We start from the raw sequence: 15,483 nt of genomic DNA on the forward strand, positions 1-15,483 counted from the left end.
GAGGGACCCCCGCACCCCGTGTACCAGCGCTCATCCGTGATCTGCGGATGACATCTGAGAGAAATTGTTGGCACTCGGTGTCTTGTCACCTGGCACGCCGTGCCATACGTTGAAGGTGTCCGGGCGGCCGGCGCATGGCGAAAGAGCCGTGCGCCGGCTGTCCCCGCAACGCACCACCGCGCGCCCGGACACGCCTCGTCACAGGCATGAGCGCACACCACGCGCACCCCAGCACCGACACCGCTGAACCGACGGACAACACCCCCGACGTCCCCTCAAGCGTTCCCGCAAAGCGCTTCGCCGGAGGCATACCGTGAACCAGATCCTGGACGCCGTGATGGCGACCGACACGACCCCCGCGGACTTCGCCGCGCTGCCCGTCCCCGAGTCCTACCGCGCGGTCACCGTGCACAAGGACGAGGTCGACATGTTCGAGGGCCTCGACACGCGCGAGAAGGACCCCCGCAAGTCCCTGCACGTCGAGGACGTGCCCGTGCCCGAGCTGGGCCCGGGCGAGGCCCTCGTCGCCGTGATGGCCAGCTCGGTCAACTACAACTCGGTGTGGACGAGCATCTTCGAGCCGATGTCCACCTTCGGCTTCCTGGAGCGCTACGGCCGGCTCAGCGAGCTGACCAGGCGCCACGACCTGCCGTACCACGTCATCGGCTCCGACCTGGCGGGCGTCGTGCTGCGCACCGGCCCCGGCGTCAACGCCTGGCGGCCCGGCGACGAGGTCGTCGCGCACTGCCTGTCCGTCGAGCTGGAGAGCGCCGACGGACACAACGACACGATGCTCGACCCCGAGCAGCGCATCTGGGGCTTCGAGACGAACTTCGGCGGCCTCGCGGAGATCGCGCTGGTGAAGTCGAACCAGCTGATGCCCAAGCCGAAGCACCTGAGCTGGGAGGAGGCCGCCGCTCCCGGACTGGTCAACTCCACCGCGTACCGCCAGCTCGTCTCCCGCAACGGCGCCGGTATGAAGCAGGGCGACAACGTGCTGATCTGGGGCGCGAGCGGCGGACTCGGCTCGTACGCCACCCAGTTCGCCCTGGCCGGCGGCGCGACGCCCATCTGCGTGGTCTCCAGCGAGCAGAAGGCGGACATCTGCCGCGCCATGGGCGCCGAGGCGATCATCGACCGGGCCGCCGAGGGCTACCGGTTCTGGAAGGACGAGAACAACCAGGACCCCAGGGAGTGGAAGCGCTTCGGCAAGCGCATCCGCGAGCTGACCGGCGGCGAGGACGTCGACATCGTCTTCGAGCACCCGGGCCGCGAGACCTTCGGCGCCTCGGTGTACGTCACCCGCAAGGGCGGCACCATCGTGACCTGCGCCTCCACCTCGGGCTTCCGGCACGAGTACGACAACCGCTATCTGTGGATGTCGCTGAAGTCCATCGTCGGCTCCCACTTCGCCAACTACCGCGAGGCGTGGGAGGCCAACCGGCTGGTCGCCAAGGGGAAGATCCACCCGACGCTGTCGAGGACGTACCACCTGGAGGACACCGGGCAGGCCGCGTACGACGTGCACAAGAACCTCCACCAGGGCAAGGTCGGCGTGCTCTGCCTGGCCCCCGAGGAGGGTCTGGGCGTGCGCGACGAGGAGATGCGCGCCACGCACATCGACGCCATCAACCGCTTCCGGAACGTGTGATGGCCGCTCCCAAGGACCGTCCGTGGCTGATGCGCACCTACGCCGGCCACTCCACCGCCGAGGCGTCCAACGAGCTCTACCGGCGCAACCTCGCCAAGGGCCAGACGGGGCTGTCGGTCGCCTTCGACCTGCCGACGCAGACCGGCTACGACCCCGACCACGTCCTCGCCCGCGGCGAGGTCGGCCGGGTCGGGGTGCCCGTCTCGCACCTCGGTGACATGCGGCGGCTGTTCCAGGACATCCCCCTGGAGCAGATGAACACCTCGATGACCATCAACGCCACCGCCATGTGGCTGCTGGCGCTGTACCAGGTGGTCGCCGAGGAGCAGGGCGCGGACGTCGGCGGGCTGTCCGGCACGACCCAGAACGACATCGTCAAGGAGTACCTCTCCCGGGGGACGTACGTCTTCCCGCCCGGGCCCAGCCTGCGGCTGACGACCGACATGATCGCGTACACGGTCGCGCACCTGCCGAAGTGGAACCCGATCAACATCTGCAGCTACCACCTGCAGGAGGCCGGGGCCACGCCGGTGCAGGAGATCGCGTACGCCATGTCGACCGCGATCGCCGTGCTGGACGCGGTGCGCGACTCGGGGCAGGTGCCGCCGGAGAAGATGGGCGACGTCGTGGCCCGGATCTCCTTCTTCGTCAACGCGGGCGTCCGGTTCGTCGAGGAGATGTGCAAGATGCGGGCCTTCACCCGGATCTGGGACCGCGTCACCCGCGAGCGCTACGGCATCGAGGACCCCCGGCAGCGGCGCTTCCGCTACGGCGTCCAGGTCAACTCCCTCGGGCTGACCGAGGCCCAGCCGGAGAACAACGTCCAGCGGATCGTGCTGGAGATGCTGGCCGTCACCCTCTCCAAGGACGCCCGCGCCCGCGCCGTACAGCTGCCCGCCTGGAACGAGGCACTGGGCCTGCCGCGGCCGTGGGACCAGCAGTGGTCGCTGCGGATCCAGCAGGTGCTGGCGCTCGAGAGCGATCTGCTGGAGTACGACGACATCTTCGAGGGCTCGAAGGTGATCGAGGCGAAGGTGGACGCCCTGGTCGAGGCGGCCATGGCGGAGATCGACCACATCCGGGAGCTGGGCGGGGCGATCGCGGCCGTCGAGTCCGGTTATCTGAAGTCCCAGCTGGTGGCCTCGCACGCGGAGCGGCGGGCGCGGATCGAGTCCGGCGAGGAGAAGATCGTCGGAGTGAACGCGCACACCGGGACCGAGCCCTCCCCGCTCACCGCCGATCTGGACTCCGCGATCATGACCGTGGACCCGGCGAACGAGGCGCGGGTGGTCTCCGCCATGCACGACTGGCGGCTGCACCGCGACGAGCAGCGCGCCCAGCGCGCCCTGAGCGCGCTGAAGGCCGCGGCGGCGGGTACGCGGAACCTCATGCCCGCGACGCTGGAGTGCGCCCGCGCCGGGGTCACCACCGGCGAGTGGTCCTGGGCGCTGCGCGACGTGTTCGGCGAGTTCCGCGCCCCGACCGGTGTGTCGTCCGCGCCGGTGGCCGTGGCCCCGGAGGAGGGCAGCGATCTGGCGTCGGTCCGCGGGAAGTCCGCGCGTACCGCCGCCGACCTCGGCACCGGGCGGCTGCGGCTGCTGGTCGGCAAGCCCGGCCTGGACGGCCACTCCAACGGCGCCGAGCAGATCGCCGTACGCGCCCGCGACGCCGGCTTCGAGGTGGTCTACCAGGGGATCCGGCTGACCCCCGAGCAGATCGTCTCGGCGGCCGTCGCCGAGGATGTGCACTGCGTGGGCCTGTCCATCCTGTCCGGCTCGCACGCCGAGCTGGTGCCGGACGTACTGGCGCGGCTGCGCCGGGCGGGCGCGGGCGACATCCCCGTGGTCGTCGGCGGGATCATCCCTCTCGCGGACGCGAAAGCCCTGCTCGAAGCCGGTGTGGCCGCCGTCTTCACCCCGAAGGACTTCGGAATCACGGAGATCATCGGCCGTATCGTCGACGAGATCCGCCAAGCGAACAAGCTCGACCCCCTGGAGGTCCCCGCATGACCACGCCGGTCAACCGCCTGCGCCCCCGGCGCTCCTGTCTCGCCGTGCCGGGAAGCAACCCTCGCTTCCTGGAGAAGGCCCAGGGGCTGCCGGCCGACCAGGTCTTCCTGGACCTGGAGGACGCCTGCGCGCCGCTCGCGAAGCCGGAGGCCCGGCACACCATCGTGAAGTTCCTGAACGAGGGTGACTGGACGGGCAAGACCCGGGTCGTACGGGTGAACGACTGGACGACCGAGTGGACCTACCGCGACGTCGTGACGGTCGTGGAGGGCGCGGGCCCGAACCTCGACTGCATCATGCTGCCGAAGGTCCAGGACGCCCAGCAGGTCGTCGCCCTGGACCTGCTCCTCACGCAGATCGAGAAGACGATGGGCTTCGAGGTCGGGCGGATCGGCATCGAGGCGCAGATCGAGAACGCGCGCGGCCTGAACAACGTGAACGCGATCGCGGAGGCGTCGCCCCGGCTGGAGACCATCATCTTCGGCCCGGCGGACTTCATGGCGTCCATCAACATGAAGTCCCTGGTCGTCGGCGAGCAGCCGCCCGGCTACGACGCCGACGCCTACCACTACATCCTGATGCGGATCCTGATGGCCGCCCGCGCCAACGACCTCCAGGCGATCGACGGCCCGTATCTGCAGATCCGCAACGTCGACGGCTACCGCGAGGTCGCGCGGCGCGCCGCCGCGCTGGGCTTCGACGGCAAGTGGGTGCTGCACCCGGGCCAGGTCGAGGCGTCCAACGAGATCTTCTCCCCCTCCCAGGACGACTACGACCACGCCGAGCTGATCCTGGACGCGTACGACTACTACACGTCCGAGGCCGGCGGCAAGAAGGGCTCGGCGATGCTCGGCGACGAGATGATCGACGAGGCGTCCCGGAAGATGGCCCTCGTCATCTCCGGCAAGGGGCGGGCCGCCGGCATGCGGCGGACCTCCGAGTTCGAGATCCCGGAGGGCTGAGGCGTGCAGTTCGGACGCACCTACGAGGAGTTCGAGGTCGGCGCGGTGTACAAGCACTGGCCCGGCAAGACGGTCACCGAGTACGACGACCACCTGTTCTGCCTGCTGACCATGAACCACCACCCGCTCCACATGGACGCGAACTACGCGGAGCAGACCACCGACTTCAAGCGCAACGTCGTGGTGGGGAACTACGTCTACTCCCTGCTGCTGGGCATGTCGGTCCCGGACGTCTCCGGCAAGGCGATCGCGAACCTGGAGGTCGAGTCGCTCCGGCATGTGGCGCCGACCTTCCACGGCGACACGATCTACGGCGAGACGACCGTGCTCGACAAGTGGCCGTCGAAGTCGAAGGACGACCGCGGCATCGTGCACGTCGAGACCAAGGGCTACAAGCAGGACGGCACCCTCGTCTGCGTCTTCCGGCGCAAGGTGATGGTGCCCACGTCCGTGTACACCGAGGCGCGCGGCGGCGAGCAGCCCGGGCGTCCGGAACTCCGGGAGGGCTGACCGATGGGAAGACTGGCGCAGACCGAGGGCCTGACCGAGATCCAGCAGGAGATCGTCGCGACGGTCAGGGACTTCGTCGACAAAGAGATCCTGCCGGTGGCGACCGAGCTGGAGCACCGCGACGAATACCCCACGGAGATCGTCGAAGGGCTGAAGGAGCTCGGCGTCTTCGGGCTGATGATCCCGGAGGAGTACGGCGGGCTGGGTGAGTCCCTTCTCACATACGCGCTGTGTGTCGAGGAGATCGCACGCGGCTGGATGAGTGTGTCGGGGATCATCAACACCCACTTCATCGTGGCGTACATGCTCAAGCAGCACGGCACCCAGGAGCAGAAGGACCACTTCCTGCCCCGGATGGCGGCCGGCGAGGTGCGCGGCGCGTTCTCCATGTCCGAGCCGGGGCTGGGCTCGGATGTGTCGGCCATCACGTCCAAGGGCGTACGGGAGGGCGACGAGTTCGTCCTGACCGGGCAGAAGATGTGGCTGACCAACGGCGGTACGTCAACTCTCGTCGCGGTCCTCTGTCGCACGGACGAGGGGCATCCCGAGGGCACGGCGCCGCACCGGTCGATGACGACGTTCCTGGTGGAGAAGGAGCCCGGGTTCGGCGAGGTGCGGCCCGGGCTGACCATCCCCGGGAAGATCGACAAGATGGGCTACAAGGGCGTCGACACCACCGAGTTGATCATGGACGGACTGCGAATTCCGGCCAATCGCGTACTCGGTGGCGCCACGGGCCGAGGTTTTTACCAAATGATGGACGGCGTCGAAGTCGGCCGCGTGAACGTGGCAGCGCGTGGTTGCGGCGTCGCTCAGCGTGCGTTCGAGCTGGGTGTCGACTATGCCCAGCAACGTCACACTTTCGGTAAACCCATCGCCCAGCACCAGGCGATCCAGTTCAAGCTCGCCGAGATGGCTACCAAAGTCGAGGCGGCTCATGCGATGATGGTCCGAGCAGCACGCAAAAAGGACACTGGGGAACGTAACGACCTCGAAGCAGGGATGGCGAAGTACCTCGCCTCCGAATACTGCAAGGAGGTCGTCGAGGACGCGTTCCGCATTCATGGCGGCTACGGCTTCTCCAAGGAGTACGAGATCGAGCGTCTCTATCGCGAGGCGCCGATGCTCCTCATCGGGGAGGGCACCGCCGAGATCCAGAAAATGATCATTGGCCGCCGCCTCCTCGAGGAGTACAGAAGCCAGGGATGAGTGTCGTTTTTGTGGGGACAAGCCGGGAACCGAACAGCGTCCGATGGACGTTGTAGGTCCGGGACTGTCCCCACAAGCTTGCCGAGTTCCCGGTCACACCCGGTAACATCCCGGGAAGCCGCCGTCCCCCATGTCTACGCGGCACCCTCCGCTACGAAGGTCATCCATGCCCCACAGCACACCTGAAGTACCGCGTCGCAAGGTCCGCCTGGCACGTGGCGCGTCGCCGTGGCTCCTGCCGACCTTGGCAACCGCAGCAGTCAGCCTCGCCCGCTCCCGGCGCTCCGGGAAGTGGGCGGCTGTCGCCGTGCCCTCCACCGCGCTGGCGGCGGGCATGCTGTGGTTCTTCCGCGACCCCGAGCGCGAGATCACGCAGGGCCGTGTGATCTCCCCCGCCGACGGCGTGGTGCAGAGCATCATGCCGTGGAAGGACGGGCGCACCCGGGTCGCGATCTTCATGAGCCCGCTCAATGTCCACGTCAACCGCGCGCCTCTGGCGGGCACGGTCACGTCGGTGGAGCACATCCCCGGCGGGTACGTCCCCGCGTTCAACAAGGAGAGCGAGAACAACGAGCGGGTCGTGTGGCACTTCGACACCGAGATCGGTGATGTGGAGATGATCCAGATCGCCGGCGCGGTGGCGCGTCGCATCGTCCCCTACGTGCCGGCCGGCACGAAGGTGGAGCAGGGTGACCGCATCGGCCTCATCCGCTTCGGCTCGCGCGTCGACGTGTACCTCCCCGAGGGTGTCGACGTCGCCGTCGAGGTGGGCCAGGCCACTGTCGCGGGGGTGACTCGCCTTGACCGTGATTGATCCCGACAGTAAGACCACCACGTGGGTCGACGACGCGGTCGACGACGCCGTGGACGACATGCCGCTCTCGACGCGGCTGTCCATCGCGGACACGCTGACGCTGGCCAACGCCACGTGCGGGTTCCTCGCGGTCTACTTCACGACCACGGGCGTGCTCATGCCGCACCTGATGGGCACGGACGGTGACGGCGGCATCGCACGGCACTCCGCGGCCACGGCCGTGATGCTGATGCTGCTGGCGTCGGTCTTCGACCTCTTCGACGGCCTGGTCGCGCGCAAGCTCCGCGCGTCGGCGATGGGCGCCGAGCTGGACAACCTCTCCGACCTGATCAGCTTCGGGCTCGCCCCGGCGTACTTCGTGCTGGTCTACGGCATCGTGGCGGACGACGCGCACCAGCGGGTGTCGACGGTGGCGGCCGTCGTCGTGCTGCTGGCGGTCGTCCTGAGGCTGGCCCGCTTCTCGTGTACGACGGTCCGGGACGGGGTCTTCCAGGGCATGCCCTCGCCCTTCGGGGCGCTGACCGTGGTCTCGATCGTGCTCCTCGAGCTGCCCTTCGTCCCGACGCTGCTGGCGATCGTGGGTGTGGCGTGGCTCATGGTGAGCCGGGTCGAGTACCCGAAGCCGCGCGGGCGGCTGGCGGTCGCCACGCTGGTGTGGATCTTCATCAGCATGACCTGCCTCACGGCGTGGGCGTTCGACGCGCCGGGCGCGGCGGCCCTGCTCCAGACGGGCTGCGCGCTCCAGGTCGTCACGGCGGCGACGATCCCGCTCTTCGCCACGGCCCGCCGCGTCAACACAATCCGCGACAACCGCCGCGAGGCCCGAGCAGCCCAGGGCTGACGCCCACCTCGAACCTGCCCCCGAAGGGCCCCGGGACCCCGTCCCGGGGCCCTTCGCGCTACCCGCCCCCGCCAAGCCCCGCCACGCCCTCGGGGCCGGGGCCCCGAGCCCCCTGAGACCGGGGGGCGGGAGCCTGGGCCCTTGGCCCGGGACCGGGGCTGGGAAAGCCCATGGCGGGCCGGGGGCAGGAACTCGGGCCCGGGCCCAGGGGCGGGGATCGGGGCGCCGAGGCGGGGGGCGGGAGCGAAGCTCCCAAGGCACCGCCTCTGCACGGCACTGGCCCCCTCGACGCCGGGGACCGGGGGCGGAGCCCCCGGGGCCCATGCGGGTCCAGGAGCCCGAGGGCGTGAGCCGACCCTGGACCGGGAGCGTGAGCCCAGGGTCAGTAGCCGGGGCCCGGGGCCGAGGGCCGCAGTCCGCGGGCGGGAGCGGAATCCCGGGGCCAGGGCGGAAGTAGCGCTCAGGGTCCCCGTGGCACGGCACCCGCCCAGCGGCCACACTCCTCCAGAGGCCGGAGGCGGAGCCCCCTGGGATCGCTCCGGACCGGAAGTCCGGGACCGGAAGCGGAGGCCCGGGCCCCGGGCCGCGACAGGAGCCCGGGGGCGAGTCCCCGAGGCGGGGGTTGGGGGGCCAAACCCCCAGGGTCCCCCTGGCACGGCACCGGCCCAGCGGCCACACTCCTCCAGAGGCCGGAGGCGGAGCCTCCTGGGATCGCTCGGGACCGGAAGTCCGGGGCTGGAAGCGGAGGCCCGAGGCCCGGGCCCGCGACAGGAGCCCGGGAGCGGGTCCCGGAGGCGGGGGTTGGGGGCGAAGCCCCCAGGGCGCTCCCTGGCCGCGGCACCGGCCCACCCCCGCGGCCACCCCGCCTCCAAGGACCGGGGGCAGAGCCCCAGGCCCCGGGCACGGCACCGGCCCACCTCGCGGCCAGTCCTCCTCCAGGGGCCGGGGGCGGAGCCCCCGGGGGGATCGTTCGGGACCGAGAGTCCGGTGCCGGGGCCCGGGGCTCGCGAGAGGAGCGCGGGGCGGCTCCTCGGTGTGGTGCCGGGCCGCCTCGTGGCCGACCCTCCCTCGGGGCCGGGGGCGGAGGCCCCGGGTGAGGAAGCGTCATGTCGGATTCTCGCTAGAACTACGGCCTGGCTCGCGAGAGGCTGGTCGCATGCACGAGGACAGGGAACGTTGTATCCGGGCCGTTCAGGCCAAGGACGACCGATTCGACGGGTGGTTCTTCACCGCGGTGCGGACCACCCGTATCTACTGCCGTCCGAGCTGCCCCGCCGTACCGCCGAAGCCCGAGAACATGACCTTCTACCCGAGCGCCGCCGCCGCGCAGGCCGCCGGATACCGGGCCTGCAAGCGGTGCCGGCCGGACACCAGCCCGGGGTCGCCGGAGTGGAACGTCCGCGCGGACGCCGTGGCGCGGGCGATGCGCCTCATCGGGGAGGGCGTCGTCGACCGCGAGGGCGTGACCGGGCTCGCGACGCGGCTCGGTTACAGCACGCGGCAGATCGAGCGCCAGCTCAAGGAGGAGCTGGGGGCGGGGCCGCTCGCCCTCGCGCGGGCGCAGCGGGCGCAGACCGCCCGGATCCTGATCGAGACGTCGGCCCTGTCGATGAGCGACATCGCCTACGGCGCCGGCTTCTCCTCCATCCGGACCTTCAACGACACCGTCCAGGAGGTCTTCGCCCTCTCCCCCAGCGAGCTGCGCCGCCGCGCGACCCGCACGCAGGCCGCGGCCACCCCCGGGGTGATCACCCTGCGCCTGCCGTTCCGCAGGCCGCTGACGCCCGACAACCTCTTCGGCCACCTCGTGGCCACCGCCGTCCCCGGCGTGGAGGAGTGGCGCGACGGCTCGTACCGGCGGACGCTGCGCCTGCCGTACGGGCACGGCGTCGTCAGCCTCGCCCCGCGGCCGGACCACATCAGCTGCCGGCTGGCCCTCACCGACCAGCGCGACCTCCAGGTCGCGATCGCCCGCTGCCGCCGCATGCTCGACCTCGACGCGGACCCCGTGGCCGTCGACGAGCAGCTCAGCCGCGACCCGCAGATGGCGGAGCTGGTGGCGAAGGCACCGGGCCGCCGCGTGCCGCGCACGGTGGACGGCGACGAGTTCGCCGTACGGGCCGTGCTGGGCCAGCAGGTGTCGACGGCCGCCGCCCGCACGCACGCGGGGCGGTTGGTGACGGCGTACGGAAGCAAGGTCGAGGACCCCTTCGGCGGCGGGCTGACGCACCTCTTCCCCGATATGGGGACCCTCGCCGGGCTCGACCCCGCGGCCCTCGCGATGCCGCAGTCCCGGCGTACGACCCTGACCACCCTCATCGCCGCGCTCGCCGCCGGCGAGGTCGACCTGGGCGGCGGCAGCGACTGGGCCCGCGCCCGGGAGCAGCTCGCCGCACTGCCCGGGATCGGCCCGTGGACCGTGGAGGTCGTCGCGATGCGCGGGCTCGGCGACCCCGACGCGTTCCTGGCCTCCGACCTCGGCGTACGGAAGGCGGCCGGCGCCCTCGGCCTGCCCGCCGCGCCCGCGGCCCTGACCCGCCACGCGGCGGTCTGGCAGCCGTGGCGCGCCTACGCGGTCCAGTACCTCTGGGCCACCGACGACCATCCGATCAACCTCATGCCCCAGGAGTGACCCGCATGCGCACGTACACCGTCATCGACAGCCCCGTCGGCCCGCTGACCATGGTCGCCGTCGACGGCGAGCTCGCCGGCCTGTACATGACCGACCAGAACGGCCGCCCCGCCGACGAGGACTTCGGCGTCGCGGGCGACCCCGCCGACGCGCCCTTCCCCGAGGCCGCGGAGCAGCTGCGCGCGTACTTCGCCGGCGAGCTGACGGAGTTCGACCTGCCGCTGAGGCTCGACGGCACCCCGTTCCAGCAGCGCGTCTGGGCGGAGCTGTGCCGGATCCCGTACGGCGAGACCGTCTCGTACGCCGAACTGGCCGAGCGCATCGGCAAGCCGACCGCGTCGCGCGCGGTCGGCCTGGCCAACGGCCGCAACCCCGTGAGCATCATCGTCCCCTGCCACCGCGTGATCGGCTCGAACGGCAGCCTCACCGGCTACGCGTGGGGCGTCGAGCGCAAGCGCTACCTGCTGGGCTTCGAGGCGACGGGCACGGCCCCGGAGCCGGCCGACGCGCTGTTCTGAGCCGCGACCGCGAGGGACCGCCGGGCATCCTGCCGCCCGGCGGTCCCTGCCACGTTCAGGGGGCGATGCCCACGCCCGCCACACGGCTCCACTCGCGCTCCTGCGCCGCCGTCATGGCCGGCCAGGCGAGCCCACCCGGCCGCGCGGCGACGCGCGAGGCGTACGGGGCCGGGGCGAACCCGGTGTCGTAGAAGCAGCCCGTGCCGTACCCGCGGTCGTACGCCGGGCACCGGGCGGCGACGGACGCCGCGGTGGGCCTGCGCCCGCCGCGCACCCAGGCGTCGAGGGCGGCGATGGAGGCCGCGTACTCGGAGTCGCTGAGCGCGCTGTGCTCGTGCTCGTCGGTGAACGTCTGCACCAGGTGCCGGTCCCGGCCCGCGCCCTCCAGGGCGGCCCGGTAGGCCGCCTCGTGCTCGACGAAAGCCGTCGGGTCGTCCATCGCGTGGAGGGTGAGGACGGGGATGTCCACCTTGCCGGTCAGATCGCTGTCGTACGACAGGTCGCGCACGGCGGCCGGGTCGGCGGCGAAGCGCTCGACGCCCGCGTTGAGCGCGGCGTCGTCGTGGGAGCCCGTGTACTGGACGCCCTCGTTGGAGAAGGGGTTGCGGCCGCCGAGGCGCCCGCTCACGATGTCGCGGAACGTGAAGGTCGCGAACCGCAGATGGGACTCGAGCGTGCGCTCCGGGATCCTCGTCACGGCGAGGATGTCGTCGAGGTTGCGCTGCTGCAGCGCCGTACGATCGCCGGGCGCGGAGGCGAAGCCCGTGCACTCCTGGAGGCGGGCGCGCAGACCGGTGCTCGTCAGGGTGGAGTCCGGGCGCAGGCCCTGCCACAGCGGGTACTGCGGCTCGGTGGGCCGGGGGTGGTTGCGGCAGTAGTACTGGTAGACGACCCGCAGGTCCACCCGGTAGTCGTAGCCGCGCGAACCCCCGCCCAGCACACCGTTGGTGAGCAGCGCCCCGTCGTACGGGCCGGCGTCGCCGCCGTAGACCTCCACGACCTTGGCGGCGACGTTCCCGCCCCACGACTGGCCGTGCACGTAGGTGTGCCCGGGCCGGCCGAACGCCTCGGTGAACACGCGCCGCACGCTCTCCGTGTCCGCCGCGGCCATCCGCGTGCCGTATCCGCCGCGGCGGTACGACGAGCCGGCCCAGGCGTAGCCCTGGTCGACCATGACCGACCAGCGGCCGAGGTCCTCGACGCTGCGCGCCGGATCGGAGGCGTCGCCGAGGTCGGGGCCGCCGTGGGCGTGGACGACGAGGGAGCCGTTCCAGTGGGTGGGGACGGCGATCGCGTAGAAGGCGCCGTTCGCGTCCCGGCCGGTGTAGCAGGTCGCCTTGCCGGTGAGGGTCTCCGGGCAGGCGGCGGCCTCCGGCCCCTGCGGGGCGGCGGGCGTCACGCCGGTGAGGCCGGCGGCGGCGAGTGCGGCGACGCCCGCCGCGATCACCCCGCGCACGGTCCGCCGTCGTCGTGTCCCCGTCTGCCGTGGTGGTGTCGGCCTGTTCAAGGTTCCGCTCCCTTCCCGTCGGCGGCGCGTACTCGCGCCGCGCGCAGGGATGCTAGGAACGGGTCGGCCGGCGGGCCATGGCTGGATCGTTTGTGGTCATAGTGTTCGCGGGTTCCGGTCGGCCGTGGGGGCGCCGAGGGCCTCCACCTCGGCCACGAGGTCCCGGGCCGCGGCCGGCGAGAGGGTGCTGAGGGCCGCGGCGGCGCGGGCGGCGAAGTCCGGTGGGGCGGCGGGCAGGGCGGCCGCGGCCGTCAGCGCGCCCTTCTCGTTGAGGCACCAGACGCCCGCGTGGGCGTGCAGGGCCTGGGTGAGCAGGCCGACGCAGCGCGAGAGGCAGAGGCTGACGTACAGCGTGTCGTGGGGCGCCTTCGCCGCCACGGTGAGGGAGAAGCCGGCCTCCCAGAGCGTGCCGGCGTACAGGCCGGTGCGCAGGGCCTGCGGGTAGTCGGCCGTCTCGGCGCGCAGGGCGGTGAGTTCGCCCGTGGGGTCCGCCAGGATCCGGCCCAGGGCCACCTCGCCGGCGTACACCGGGGAGAAGAAGCCGAGGGGGTGGCCGGGCTGGGTGCCGGTCTCGTAGCGGCCGGCGCGGCAGTCGTCCCAGACGGAGCGGACGCGGTCGGTGTCGCGGAGGATGAAGTCGACCGACTCGCCGTCGCGGGTACGGAGCCAGGCGCCGCCGTTGACCCAGGGGCCCCAGCCGCCGGGGCCGGCGACGTCGGTCTCCTCGCCGGTGATGCTGGTGGCGAGGCGGCGCAGGGCGGCCAGGTCGAGGGGCTCGCGGTAGTAGACGCCGAGGTCCCAGTCGGAGTCCGGGCGGTGGGTGCCCCGGGCGCGGCTGCCGCCGAGCAGGACGGCCACCACGCCGTCCACCTCGACCAGTTCCTGCGCGATGGCGGTGATGTCCGGCATGGCCCGCGAGTCTAGGTGATCACGCCGCGGGGGGCGTGCGCAGGGGGTGCGGGAGGCGTGCCGGGCGCTCAGGTGCGCGGGCCGTCCTGCGGGTCGGGTCCGTTGCCCCGCTCGCGGCTGCCCGCGGCCGCGCGCCGCAGCCGGTAGTGGCGGGAGGTGCCGTTGCCGGTGCCGCCGTGTTCGGACATCGCCTCGCCGACCATCACCCGTACCGCGTCGCGCAGACCGTGCTCCGGGTGCCCGCGCTTCGGGCCCAGGCCCGGGTCCTCGCTCATGTCCTTGAACATGGAGACGCACAGGGCGAGCATCACGAGTACGAAGGGCAGCGCGACCAGGATCGTCGCCGTCTGCAGTCCGGTGAGGCCGCCGGCCACCAGCAGCACCGCGGCCACCGAGCCCATCAGCACGCCCCAGAGGATCGTGATCGACTTCTGCGGGTGCAGCGCGCCGCGGCTGCTCAGGGAACCCATCACCAGCGACGCCGAGTCGGCGCTGGTGACGAAGTACGTCATGACGAGGACCATCGCGATGACCGAGGTGATGGCGCCGAGGGGCAGCGCCTTGAGCAGTTCGAAGAGCGCGGCCTCCGCGCCGTCGTCCACGGCGCTCGCCATGTCCGCCGTGCCCTGCTGGTCCAGCCGGATCGCGCTGCCGCCCATCACGCAGAACCAGATCATCGTCGCCCCGCTGGGCACCAGCAGCACGCCGATCAGGAACTCGCGGATGGACCGGCCGCGGGAGATCCGCGCCAGGAACGTGCCGACGAACGGCGCCCACGACAGCCACCACGCCCAGTAGAAGATCGTCCAGGAGCCCAGCCAGTCCGGGTCGGTGTAGGCGCCGGTCCGGGTGGACATCGGGATCAGCTCGAAGAGGTAGTTGCCGAGCGAGGCCGGGATCGAGTTGAGGACGTACACGGTCGGGCCGAAGAGGAAGACGAAGAGCATCAGCAGGGCGGCGAGCAGGATGTTCAGCGTGCTCAGCCACTTCACGCCCTTGTGCAGGCCGGTGAACGCGGAGACGACGAACGCGGCCGTCAGCGCGATGATGATGATCACCTGGACGGTCGTGCTCGTGTCGATGTCCGCGGTGATGTCCAGCCCCTCGGCGACCTGGAGGGCGCCCAGGCCGAGGCTCGTCGCCGTACCGAAGACGGTGGCGAAGACCGCGAGCAGGTCGATGCAGCGGCCCGGCCAGCCGTCGGCCGCCCTGATGCCGATGAGCGGGGTGAAGGCGGCGCTGAGCCGGTTGCCGCGGCCCTTGCGGAAGCTGGAGTACGCCAGCGCGAGCGCGGCCACGCCGTAGATGGCCCAGGGGTGCAGGGTCCAGTGGAAGAACGAGTACTCCATGGCCGTCGCCGCGGCCGCGTCCGTCTGCGGCTTCGCGCCGGAGGCCGGGGGCGGGTCGACGTAGTGGGTGAGGGGCTCGCCGACGCCGAAGAACATCAGACCGATGCCCATGCCGGCGCTGAACATCATGGCGATCCAGGCCAGATTGCTGAACTCCGGCCGCTCCTCGTCCTTGCCCAGGCGGAGCCTGCCGTAGCGGGAGACGGCGACGACGACGAGGAGGACGAGGAAGATGTCGGCGGCCACGACGAAGAGCCAGCCGAAGTTCCGCAGCACCCAGTCGAGGGCGGTGGACGACGCGCTGTCCAGCGAGTCGTTGGCGAAGGCGCCCCAGGCCACGACGGCCAGGACGGCGACGACGCCGATCGTGAGCACTGCCGTGTCGGGCTGGGCTGGAGGGCCCTCGGGGCTGCCCGGGCCGGGCGTACCGGACCTGGGGGGATCGGTGTCGACGGTGCTCATAGCGGACACAATAGGGGCGCTTGATCACCATCTGTCCGTTTTCTTCGGCCAAGGTGGTGATCACGAGGATGGGCAGCGGGGCGGGTGTGCGGATAGGGTCGCAGCGGCGC

General features: G+C 71.5%; 12 protein-coding genes. 9 read left to right on the forward strand and 3 right to left on the reverse strand.

What is annotated here, in order from left to right; translation table 11 throughout:
* Positions 1-337: 337 nt before the first annotated feature.
* From ccrA to AB0M28_RS04545, 9 genes are all read left to right on the forward strand, one after another.
* Entirely contained in the window at positions 338-1,651 is a 1,314-nt protein-coding gene (ccrA, locus tag AB0M28_RS04505) for a crotonyl-CoA carboxylase/reductase (protein ID WP_365397790.1), read from the forward strand.
* Positions 1,651-3,660, forward strand: coding sequence for a protein meaA (locus tag AB0M28_RS04510; protein WP_365397590.1), 2,010 nt, complete (start codon positions 1,651-1,653; stop codon positions 3,658-3,660). The genes ccrA and AB0M28_RS04510 overlap by 1 nt, the downstream gene beginning before the upstream one ends.
* Positions 3,657-4,622, forward strand: a complete 966-nt coding sequence (locus tag AB0M28_RS04515; RefSeq protein ID WP_365397592.1) for a CoA ester lyase — start codon at positions 3,657-3,659, stop codon at positions 4,620-4,622. Before AB0M28_RS04510 ends, AB0M28_RS04515 begins: the two co-directional genes overlap by 4 nt.
* Before the next feature lie 3 nt (positions 4,623-4,625).
* Entirely contained in the window at positions 4,626-5,132 is a 507-nt protein-coding gene (locus AB0M28_RS04520; protein WP_365397594.1) for a MaoC family dehydratase, read from the forward strand.
* A gap of 3 nt (positions 5,133-5,135) precedes the next feature.
* A complete protein-coding gene (locus AB0M28_RS04525) occupies positions 5,136-6,341 on the forward strand; it encodes an acyl-CoA dehydrogenase family protein (protein WP_365397597.1) in 1,206 nt (401 codons plus the stop codon).
* A 166-nt stretch (positions 6,342-6,507) separates the two neighbouring features.
* Positions 6,508-7,155, forward strand: a complete 648-nt coding sequence (locus AB0M28_RS04530; RefSeq protein ID WP_365397601.1) for a phosphatidylserine decarboxylase — start codon at positions 6,508-6,510, stop codon at positions 7,153-7,155.
* Complete coding sequence (gene pssA, locus AB0M28_RS04535) at positions 7,142-7,996, forward strand: CDP-diacylglycerol--serine O-phosphatidyltransferase (RefSeq protein ID WP_365397603.1); 855 nt, start codon at positions 7,142-7,144, stop codon at positions 7,994-7,996. Before AB0M28_RS04530 ends, pssA begins: the two co-directional genes overlap by 14 nt.
* A 1,156-nt stretch (positions 7,997-9,152) precedes the next feature.
* Entirely contained in the window at positions 9,153-10,628 is a 1,476-nt protein-coding gene (locus tag AB0M28_RS04540) for an AlkA N-terminal domain-containing protein (RefSeq protein WP_365397606.1), read from the forward strand.
* 5 nt (positions 10,629-10,633) lie between these two features.
* Positions 10,634-11,146: a methylated-DNA--[protein]-cysteine S-methyltransferase gene (locus tag AB0M28_RS04545; protein ID WP_365397609.1), complete on the forward strand. Its 513-nt coding sequence runs from the start codon at positions 10,634-10,636 to the stop codon at positions 11,144-11,146.
* 55 nt (positions 11,147-11,201) lie between these two features.
* Here AB0M28_RS04545 and AB0M28_RS04550 read toward each other — a convergent pair whose 3' ends face one another.
* The 3 genes from AB0M28_RS04550 to AB0M28_RS04560 all read right to left on the reverse strand — a co-directional run bounded on the left by AB0M28_RS04550 (position 11,202) and on the right by AB0M28_RS04560 (position 15,373).
* Positions 11,202-12,545: a hypothetical protein gene (locus tag AB0M28_RS04550; protein WP_365397794.1), complete on the reverse strand. Its 1,344-nt coding sequence runs from the start codon at positions 12,543-12,545 to the stop codon at positions 11,202-11,204.
* A gap of 204 nt (positions 12,546-12,749) precedes the next feature.
* The gene (locus tag AB0M28_RS04555) at positions 12,750-13,562 is read right to left on the reverse strand and encodes a nucleotidyltransferase domain-containing protein (protein WP_365397612.1); all 813 of its coding nucleotides are present in this window, start codon (positions 13,560-13,562) and stop codon (positions 12,750-12,752) included.
* A 68-nt stretch (positions 13,563-13,630) separates the two neighbouring features.
* Positions 13,631-15,373: a BCCT family transporter gene (locus AB0M28_RS04560; RefSeq protein ID WP_365397615.1), complete on the reverse strand. Its 1,743-nt coding sequence runs from the start codon at positions 15,371-15,373 to the stop codon at positions 13,631-13,633.
* Positions 15,374-15,483 lie beyond the last annotated feature (110 nt).

This window comes from Streptomyces sp. NPDC051940 (genome assembly GCF_040680895.1).
Classification (GTDB): domain Bacteria; phylum Actinomycetota; class Actinomycetes; order Streptomycetales; family Streptomycetaceae; genus Streptomyces.

Coding starts and splice junctions, on each gene's coding strand:
- ccrA (WP_365397790.1), top strand. CDS start 338: ATGGCGACCGACACGACCCCCGCGGACTTCGCCGCGCTGCCCGTCCCC.
- AB0M28_RS04510 (WP_365397590.1), top strand. CDS start 1,651: ATGGCCGCTCCCAAGGACCGTCCGTGGCTGATGCGCACCTACGCCGGC.
- AB0M28_RS04515 (WP_365397592.1), top strand. CDS start 3,657: ATGACCACGCCGGTCAACCGCCTGCGCCCCCGGCGCTCCTGTCTCGCC.
- AB0M28_RS04525 (WP_365397597.1), top strand. CDS start 5,136: ATGGGAAGACTGGCGCAGACCGAGGGCCTGACCGAGATCCAGCAGGAG.
- AB0M28_RS04530 (WP_365397601.1), top strand. CDS start 6,508: ATGCCCCACAGCACACCTGAAGTACCGCGTCGCAAGGTCCGCCTGGCA.
- AB0M28_RS04540 (WP_365397606.1), top strand. CDS start 9,153: ATGCACGAGGACAGGGAACGTTGTATCCGGGCCGTTCAGGCCAAGGAC.
- AB0M28_RS04545 (WP_365397609.1), top strand. CDS start 10,634: ATGCGCACGTACACCGTCATCGACAGCCCCGTCGGCCCGCTGACCATG.
- AB0M28_RS04555 (WP_365397612.1), bottom strand. CDS start 13,562: ATGCCGGACATCACCGCCATCGCGCAGGAACTGGTCGAGGTGGACGGC.
- AB0M28_RS04560 (WP_365397615.1), bottom strand. CDS start 15,373: ATGAGCACCGTCGACACCGATCCCCCCAGGTCCGGTACGCCCGGCCCG.